We start from the raw sequence: 7,972 nt of genomic DNA on the forward strand, positions 1-7,972 counted from the left end.
TCTTTGTCTATTTTTAGCTGATAAAGTCGTGGGGGATAGGACTGCTTTTTTAGAATTGACTTCAAGCATGATATAATAAAGAGATAGTTGATACTTATTTCAAAACAAAATCAGAATACTCACAGAAGACAAACAATAACTAGGAAAGTTGAAAAAATCTGGGAGCCCTTTTTCCCCGAGTCAAATAATAGAAGCCAGCAAGGTTTCTAGCCACTAAGGTTTATCCAAGGAGATTTGACAAGGGTAGATTTTGAAATTCAATGAGTATAACTAGCTAGATGCGAGGTAGAGAATGGTAGACAGGGGTGTGGGCCAGTCCCACGGAAAAATTATTTTGATGGGAGAGCATTCAGTGGTGTATGGTTATTCAGCTATTGCGCTCCCCTTACTAGGAATTGAGGCGGTTTGTCGTATTCAACCGGCTAGTCAGATGGTAACTTTTGATTTTGAAGATTCCCTTTCAACGGCCGTATTTGCAGCGCTTGATTCTTTAGATCAGTTGGAGGCCAAAATTTCTTATGAAATCGATTCAAAGATTCCTCAAAAACGAGGAATGGGATCCTCAGCTGCTGTATCGATAGCTGCCATTCGAGCTGTCTATACTTATTTTGAAGAGTCCCTATGTTTAGAAAAATTAGAAATGCTTGTCCATAAAGCAGAAAAGATTGCCCACAGCAATCCGAGTGGTCTTGATGCTAAAACCTGTCTATCTGATGTCCCTATCAAATTTAGTCGAGATACTGGCTTTGCTAGTTTGGCGGTCGCTTTGGGAGCCTATTTAGTGATTGCTGATTCAGGGATTCAGGGGCATACTCGTGAAGCGGTTGATAAGGTGGCGCAATTTGAGAAGACGAATCGTCCTCATCTGGCCACTTTGGGAAACTTGGCTGAACAAACTGAGCTTGCTATTAAAGCACACAATAGTCGTGAAGTCGGACGTCTCATGAGCTTAGCCCACAAAGAGTTAAGGGCGATTGGTGTTAGCCTACCTTTTGTAGATGAATTGGTGGAACAGGCGATAGTTGCCGGTGCTCTGGGAGCTAAAATGAGCGGTGGTGGTCTAGGTGGCTGTGTTATAGCTCTTGCAGCTACCTTGGAGGACGCATTTATGATTCGTGAAAAATTATTTGAAAAAGGAGCCCAGCAGGTATGGATAGAAAAAGTGTAACAGTCAAGTCCTATGCGAATATTGCTATTGTAAAATATTGGGGAAAGGCTGATGCAGAACGGATGATTCCATCAACCAGTAGTATCTCCCTAACACTCGACAATTTGTATACAACAACAACGGTCGGCTTCTTACCTCCTGAAACGAACAAGGACTTATTTTACATTAATGGTGTCCTGCAGGATGAAAAAGAACATAACAAAATTTCGGCGGTTATTGATCAGTACCGCAGCAATCCAAGTACTTATGTAAAAGTGGAGACGCAGAACAATATGCCTACTGCCGCAGGCCTGTCTTCTAGTTCCAGTGGTTTATCTGCTTTAGTGATGGCCTGTGATCAATTGTTTGCAACGGGCTATAGCAGATCTGAGTTGGCGCAAAAAGCTAAGTTTGCATCAGGTTCCTCTTCACGTTCTTTCTTTGGTCCAATAGCTGCTTGGGATAAGGCCTCTGGTGAGATTTATCAGGTAGAAACAGATCTAAAATTGGGAATGATTATGTTGGTTCTAGAGACTAACAAAAAACCAATTTCTAGCCGGGAAGGGATGAAAATTGCAAGTAGCACCTCAACGGTTTTTCAAGAATGGATTGATCAGTCTGAGAAAGATTATCAGGCCATGCTTGAGTATTTGAAAGAGGGCGATTTTACTAAAGTTGGACAATTGACTGAGAAAAATGCTTTGGCCATGCACCGAACTAATGAATATGCAACCCCATCCTTTAATTATTTGACACCGGAGTCCTATAAGGCGATGGAGTTGGTGAAAAACTTACGTCAACAGGGGCATGAGTGTTACTTCACGATGGACGCCGGTCCTAATGTTAAAGTCCTATGCAGGGAGTCAGATTTGGTAAACCTAAGTCAGATTTTTGAAAAGGATTATGGCTATCGAGTGATTAGTTCAGGAACAAAGGATCCAAGTTATGACGATTAAGGTAACCTCTTGCGGGAAACTCTATGTAGCCGGTGAATATGCTATCTTAACTCCTGGACAAACAGCTTTAATAAAAAATATTCCTATTTACATGCAGGCAAGTATGAGTCCTACTTCTCAGATTCAGCTCTCTTCGGATTTGTTTGACTATTCGGTTGGAATGGAGGCAGATGAGAATTATAGCCTAATACAGGACACCGTCAAGGTTTGGGCTCGTTATAGAGGTCTGGACCTAGCCAAGCTACCTCCATTTACATTAGAAATTTCAGGGAAGATGGAGGAGGATGGCTTGAAGTATGGTATTGGATCTAGCGGCTCTGTCACTATCTTGGTTTTAAAAGCCTTAGCGGCTTTTTCGGATTTGAAGCTGTCCCCAGATCTTCTTTTTCGACTGGCCTCCTACGTCTTATTAGCTCGAGGAGATAACGGATCAATGGGAGATTTGGCCTGTATAGCCTATGAGGACTTTATTAGTTTTCAAGCCTTTGATCGCAAGCGGGTACGCCGTTATTTAGAAAAGCATTCGTTACAGGAAACCCTAGCCTTGGATTGGGGCTATCAGATTGAGGTGCTCAAGCCTCACCTACCTGCTCAATTTTTAGTGGGCTGGACGCGTCAACCAGCCATTTCTAAGGACTTGATTCGGCAGGTGCAGGCGGCCATTGATCCTGAATTTTTAAAGGTAACCAATCGAGCAACTCTTCGTTGTAAAGAAGCACTCCTAAAAGGAGACGGTGCAGGGGTTAAAAACAGTTTGAATCAGATCAGTGATTTGTTAGAAAATCTCAGTCCGGCCATTTATACTGACAAGCTCTACCAATTACGAGCTATTGCTAGTCACTATGACGCTGTTGCGAAATCCTCTGGAGCCGGAGGGGGCGATTGTGGAATCGCTTTTGTTTTTGATAAAGACATTTTAGACCAATTGCTTCAGGAGTGGGAGCAAGTTGGGATTCAGCTACTGTATCAGGAGGACTTCTCATGAGGAATCGCAAAGATGAACATATCCAGTATGCACTGGCCTACCAATCATCCTACAATAGTTTTGACGACGTGGAGTTAATCCATTCTTCCTTACCGGATTTTGACTTGGCAGATATTGACCTCTCGACCCACTTTGCAGGTCAGGATTTTGAATTTCCTTTCTTTATTAATGCTATGACTGGTGGCTCAGAAAAAGCTGCTGTGGTAAACCGTAAATTAGCTCAGGTAGCTGAAGCCACAGGAATTCTGATGGTTACGGGATCTTATAGTGCGGCCTTACAAAATCCCAATGACCAATCTTATCCAACCAAAGAAGAATTTCCAAATTTGCTCTGTGCGACCAATATTGGTGTCGATAAACCTGTAGAATTAGGAATGCAGACAGTAGAGGAGATGGATCCCTTATTTTTACAAGTTCATGTAAATGTGATGCAGGAGCTACTAATGCCGGAAGGGGAACGTCAGTTCCAATCGTGGAAACAGAACTTAGCAGCTTATGCCAAGCAGATTCCGGTCCCGATTATTCTCAAGGAAGTTGGGTTTGGAATGGATGTCAAAACCATGAAAAAGGCCTTGAATCTAGGGATTCAAACCGTTGATATTTCAGGTCGTGGTGGAACTAATTTTGCCTACATTGAAAACCAACGAAGTGGCAAACGAAGTTATCTAGATAATTGGGGACAAAGCACAGTACAGGCTCTCTTAAATGCTCAGCCGTTGGTCGATGAACTTGAAATCATCGCGTCAGGAGGAGTGCGGCATCCCCTAGATATGGTAAAATGTATGGTTTTAGGTGCTCGAGCTGTCGGCTTGTCAGGAACAATGTTAGACTTGGTGGAGCGCCATACCGTTGCTGAGGTTATTGAAATTGTAAATGAGTGGAAAGAGGATTTGCGAATCATTCTATGTGCTCTAAACTGTCGAAATCTTGAGGATCTAAAATCTGTTGACTATATCTTGCATGGACGGTTAAGTTCTAATCAGCCCTGTGAGAAATGATAGTCATCTAGGTCTAGAGAATGATTTTTCTCTGAAAATTAGTGGTATAATGGTAGAGTTGAACTCTTGGGTTCAAAATCATCTAATTGAGGTGTTATGATGAATAAAGTAGCTATTGTTGCCGCCTATCGCTCTGCCATCGGTAGTTTCGGAGGCAGTTTAAAAGATATTGAAATAGCTGATTTAGGAGCACAGGTCTTACGGACCGCCTTGGAGAAGAAAAACATACCAGCTGAGGTAGTGGAAGAGGTTATTTTCGGAAATGTTCTCTCTGCTGGACATGGTCAAAATATTGCTCGTCAAATAGCTGTTCGTGCCGGGATTCCAGAAACTACCTCTGCCTATACTGTCAATAAGGTTTGTGGTTCTGGTCTTAAGTCTGTCCTTCTAGCCGCACAATCGATTTTACTGGGTGATAATCACGTTGTTGCTGCAGGTGGTATTGAGATTATGAGTCAGGCTCCCTACCTTTCCAAAGCCAGTCGCTTTGGGAATAAGTTGGGGAACATGGTCTTGGAAGACTCTCTATTAAAAGATGGTTTAACCGATGCCTTTCAAGATATTCATATGGGGATCACTGCTGAAAATGTTGCAGAAAAATATGACATTAGTCGGGAAGAACAAGATTCCTTTGCCTATTTAAGTCAAGAAAAAGCAGCTAACGCCATTGCGAGTGGACGATTTGTGGATGAAATTGTTCCAATTACCATTCGGGAGCGAAAGGGCGAGCGTGTTTTTCAAGAAGATGAATACCCTCGCTTAACTCCATTCGAAAAATTGGCAACCTTACGACCAGTTTTCAAACCGGATGGAACTGTTACGGCCGCAAATGCTTCTGGAATTAACGATGGCTGTGCTGTAGTACTACTAATGTCTGAGGAAAAGGCGCGTGAACTTGGTCTAGAAGTTCTAGCCTATATTGAATCTTATGCAACAAGTGGCTTAGATCCAGCCTACATGGGCTTGGGGCCGGTTCCGGCAACTCGTAAAGCTCTTGAGAAAATTGGTTTGACAACTGAGGATTTAGATTTGGCTGAGTTGAATGAAGCTTTTGCAGCTCAAGCGATACCGGTCATTTCAGAACTCAAGTTAGATCCAAAAATAGTAAATGTGAATGGTGGGGCTACCGCACTTGGACATCCAATTGGCGCTAGTGGAAGCCGGATCTTGGTGACCCTCATCCATGAATTGTTGAAACAAGAAAAGGAGTTAGGGCTCTGTTCACTTTGTGTCGGAGGAGGTCAAGGGATTTCTTTGATTATTTCCAATGGACAAAGTCGTTCATAAGGAGTCAGGACAGAAGACATGATGAAAATCGGAATTGATAAGATTGGCTTTGCGTTTCCAGAATTTGTATTGGATTTAGCTGACTTGGCTGCAGCTCGGAATGTCGATCCGAATAAATTTAAGATTGGGCTACTTCAGTCGGAGATGGCCGTTACTCCAGTGACACAAGACATTGTTAGCCTGGGGGCACAAGCAGCTGCATCGATTTTGACGGAAGAAGACAAGCAAGCCATTGATATGGTTATTGTAGGTACCGAGTCGAGTGTGGATCAGAGTAAAGCAGCAGCTGTTGTCATCCATAGTCTACTAGGGATTCAACCCTTTGCTCGTTCTATCGAAATGAAAGAAGCCTGTTATGGCGCAACGGCTGGTCTCAGTCTTGCCAAAACGCATATTGCTCAGAATCCAGACTCAAAAGTCCTAGTGATCGCGAGTGATATTGCCAAATACGGGATTGCATCCGGTGGAGAGCCTACTCAGGGAGCTGGTGCTGTGGCAATGCTTGTGACGGCAGATCCAAGCATCTTGGTTTTAAATTCAGATAATGTTTGCCAAACACGAGACATCTATGATTTTTGGAGACCCAATGATGATAAATACCCACGTGTGGATGGGAAATATTCAACCAAGCAGTATACAGACTGTCTAACCACTACCTTTGACTATTATAAGAAAAAGACTGGTAAGGATCTGGAAGATTTTGCGGCTATGTGTTTGCACATTCCTTTCCCAAAACAGGGGTTAAAAGGTTTGCGTGCAATTGCTGCTAACGAAGATACCTTGACTCGTTTGACAGACCGTTTCTATGAAGCCATTATCTACAACCAGGTGGTTGGGAATATTTATACAGGATCAATTTTCCTTTCCTTCTTGTCCTTGCTTGAAAATTCTCAAGCACTCACAGCTGGGGATGAAATTTTATTCTATAGCTATGGAAGTGGAGCTGTTTGTGAAATTTTCAGTGGTCGCTTAGTAGAAGGATATCAAGCCTATCTTCAAGAGAAGCGAATGGTGGATTTAAACCAACGAACAAAAGTCTCAGTTGAGGAGTATGAAAAAATCTTCTTTGAAGAGATCGTTTTGGATGAAGCTGGTAATTCCATTGATTTGAATTCAGATGAAAGTCCTTACGCTTTAGAGAAAGTAGTCGAGTTCAAACGGATTTATCATTCGTAAGAGGGGACGAAAGTCCCCTTTTTAGAAAAGGAAATGATGTCAATGTTTTCAGGTTTTTATAAGCGATCGAGACAGGATCGCATTACACTTCTCCACAAAGAAAGAAATCTAGCAGAGGAGAACTTGGCTACTTTAGTTGAAGATACCAATCTGCCGGAGACGATTGCAGGAAAGATGGTTGAAAACCATCTAGGAACCTTTTCTCTTCCTTTTGCGGTCTTGCCAGAGATTCGTGTGAACGGCCAGAGCTATTCAGTTCCGATGGTAACGGAGGAACCTTCTGTTGTGGCAGCAGCCTCTTTTGGAGCCAAAATTATTGGTCGTTCAGGTGGTTTTGAAACCTATATGAACAAGCGCCAGATGATTGGCCAAGTGGCTCTTTTTGAAGTGGAAAATGTTGAAAAGGCCCAAGAGTTTATCCAGAAAGAAGAAGCAACCCTTCTACAGATAGCCAATCAAGCCTACCCTTCTATTGTGAAAAGAGGTGGGGGTGCACGTCAGCTGACAGTTGAGGTAAAAGAGGCTTTTCTGATTGTTTATCTCCATGTAGATGTTCAAGAGGCTATGGGAGCGAATATCTTGAATACTATGCTGGAAGCCCTCAAGCAACCTTTGGAAGCGATGAGTCAGGGCAAGACCTTGATGGGGATTCTTTCCAATTATGCTACAGATTCATTGGTGACAAGCCGTTGTCAAGTCCCTATTGCCAATCTTGCACTGAACAAAGCAGATGCTACCCATTTAGCTGATAAAATCGCCTGGGCTAGTTTGTTAGCTCAGGTGGATCCCTATCGAGCAGCAACCCATAACAAAGGGATTTTTAATGGGATTGACGCAGTTGTTGTTGCGACCGGGAATGATTGGCGTGCTATTGAAGCAGGTGCCCATGCCTATGCTAGCCGCGACGGGGCTTACAGAGGTTTATCAACTTGGAAGATCGAAGGGGACAATCTTATCGGAGAGATTACCCTTCCCTTACCAATTGCGACTGTAGGTGGATCCATTGGCCTCAATCCCAAAGTTGCTGCATCCTTCGATATGCTGGGAGATGTGAAAGCTAAAGAATTAGCGGCTATCATTGCCTCTGTTGGTCTTTGCCAAAATTTTGCGGCCTTAAGGGCATTGGTGACAACTGGAATCCAATCAGGGCACATGAAATTACAGCTTCAATCGCTGGCCTTGCATGCAGGTGCCCGAGTTGAGGAAGTGGCTGACTTGGTTGCTGCACTGCGAAAAACTGCTCATCCAAACTTGCAAGCAGCTAAGGAATTATTGAAAAACCTGAGAAGCTAGACCTAGTAGTTGGACAAATGAGTAGGAGTGGGACTAGGACAAAATTTTATCTTGAATCATTCCCGTTGTCTCTGATCCGAGGTATACCAAGGGAATAGAAGAGTATAAAAAGAAAAATCGCCACGGTAAA

Annotated in this window: 7 protein-coding genes; all 7 read left to right on the forward strand. The window is 43.1% G+C overall.

All coding sequences use genetic code 11. The features are described 5' to 3' along the window. The first annotated feature begins 292 nt into the window (after positions 1–292). The 7 genes from mvk to N4310_RS06425 all read left to right on the forward strand — a co-directional run bounded on the left by mvk (position 293) and on the right by N4310_RS06425 (position 7,842). Positions 293–1,168 carry a mevalonate kinase gene (gene mvk, locus N4310_RS06395; RefSeq protein WP_262092519.1) on the forward strand — a complete coding sequence of 292 codons (876 nt, stop codon included), beginning with the start codon at positions 293–295 and terminating at the stop codon, positions 1,166–1,168. Next, the gene (gene mvaD, locus N4310_RS06400; RefSeq protein WP_262092520.1) at positions 1,150–2,103 is read left to right on the forward strand and encodes a diphosphomevalonate decarboxylase; all 954 of its coding nucleotides are present in this window, start codon (positions 1,150–1,152) and stop codon (positions 2,101–2,103) included. The genes mvk and mvaD overlap by 19 nt, the downstream gene beginning before the upstream one ends. Next, positions 2,093–3,088: a phosphomevalonate kinase gene (locus N4310_RS06405; RefSeq protein WP_262092521.1), complete on the forward strand. Its 996-nt coding sequence runs from the start codon at positions 2,093–2,095 to the stop codon at positions 3,086–3,088. Before mvaD ends, N4310_RS06405 begins: the two co-directional genes overlap by 11 nt. Further along, positions 3,085–4,086 carry a type 2 isopentenyl-diphosphate Delta-isomerase gene (gene fni / locus N4310_RS06410; protein ID WP_262092522.1) on the forward strand — a complete coding sequence of 334 codons (1,002 nt, stop codon included), beginning with the start codon at positions 3,085–3,087 and terminating at the stop codon, positions 4,084–4,086. Before N4310_RS06405 ends, fni begins: the two co-directional genes overlap by 4 nt. A gap of 99 nt (positions 4,087–4,185) precedes the next feature. Next, the gene (locus N4310_RS06415; protein WP_262092524.1) at positions 4,186–5,373 is read left to right on the forward strand and encodes an acetyl-CoA C-acetyltransferase; all 1,188 of its coding nucleotides are present in this window, start codon (positions 4,186–4,188) and stop codon (positions 5,371–5,373) included. A 21-nt stretch (positions 5,374–5,394) separates the two neighbouring features. Next, a complete protein-coding gene (locus tag N4310_RS06420; RefSeq protein WP_262092525.1) occupies positions 5,395–6,549 on the forward strand; it encodes a hydroxymethylglutaryl-CoA synthase in 1,155 nt (384 codons plus the stop codon). A gap of 36 nt (positions 6,550–6,585) precedes the next feature. Continuing rightward, on the forward strand, positions 6,586–7,842 hold the full coding sequence (locus N4310_RS06425) for a hydroxymethylglutaryl-CoA reductase, degradative (RefSeq protein ID WP_262092523.1): 1,257 nt from the start codon (positions 6,586–6,588) through the stop codon (positions 7,840–7,842). Positions 7,843–7,972: the final 130 nt, after the last annotated feature.

The organism is Streptococcus danieliae, assembly GCF_025447695.1.
Lineage (GTDB): Bacteria > Bacillota > Bacilli > Lactobacillales > Streptococcaceae > Streptococcus > Streptococcus danieliae.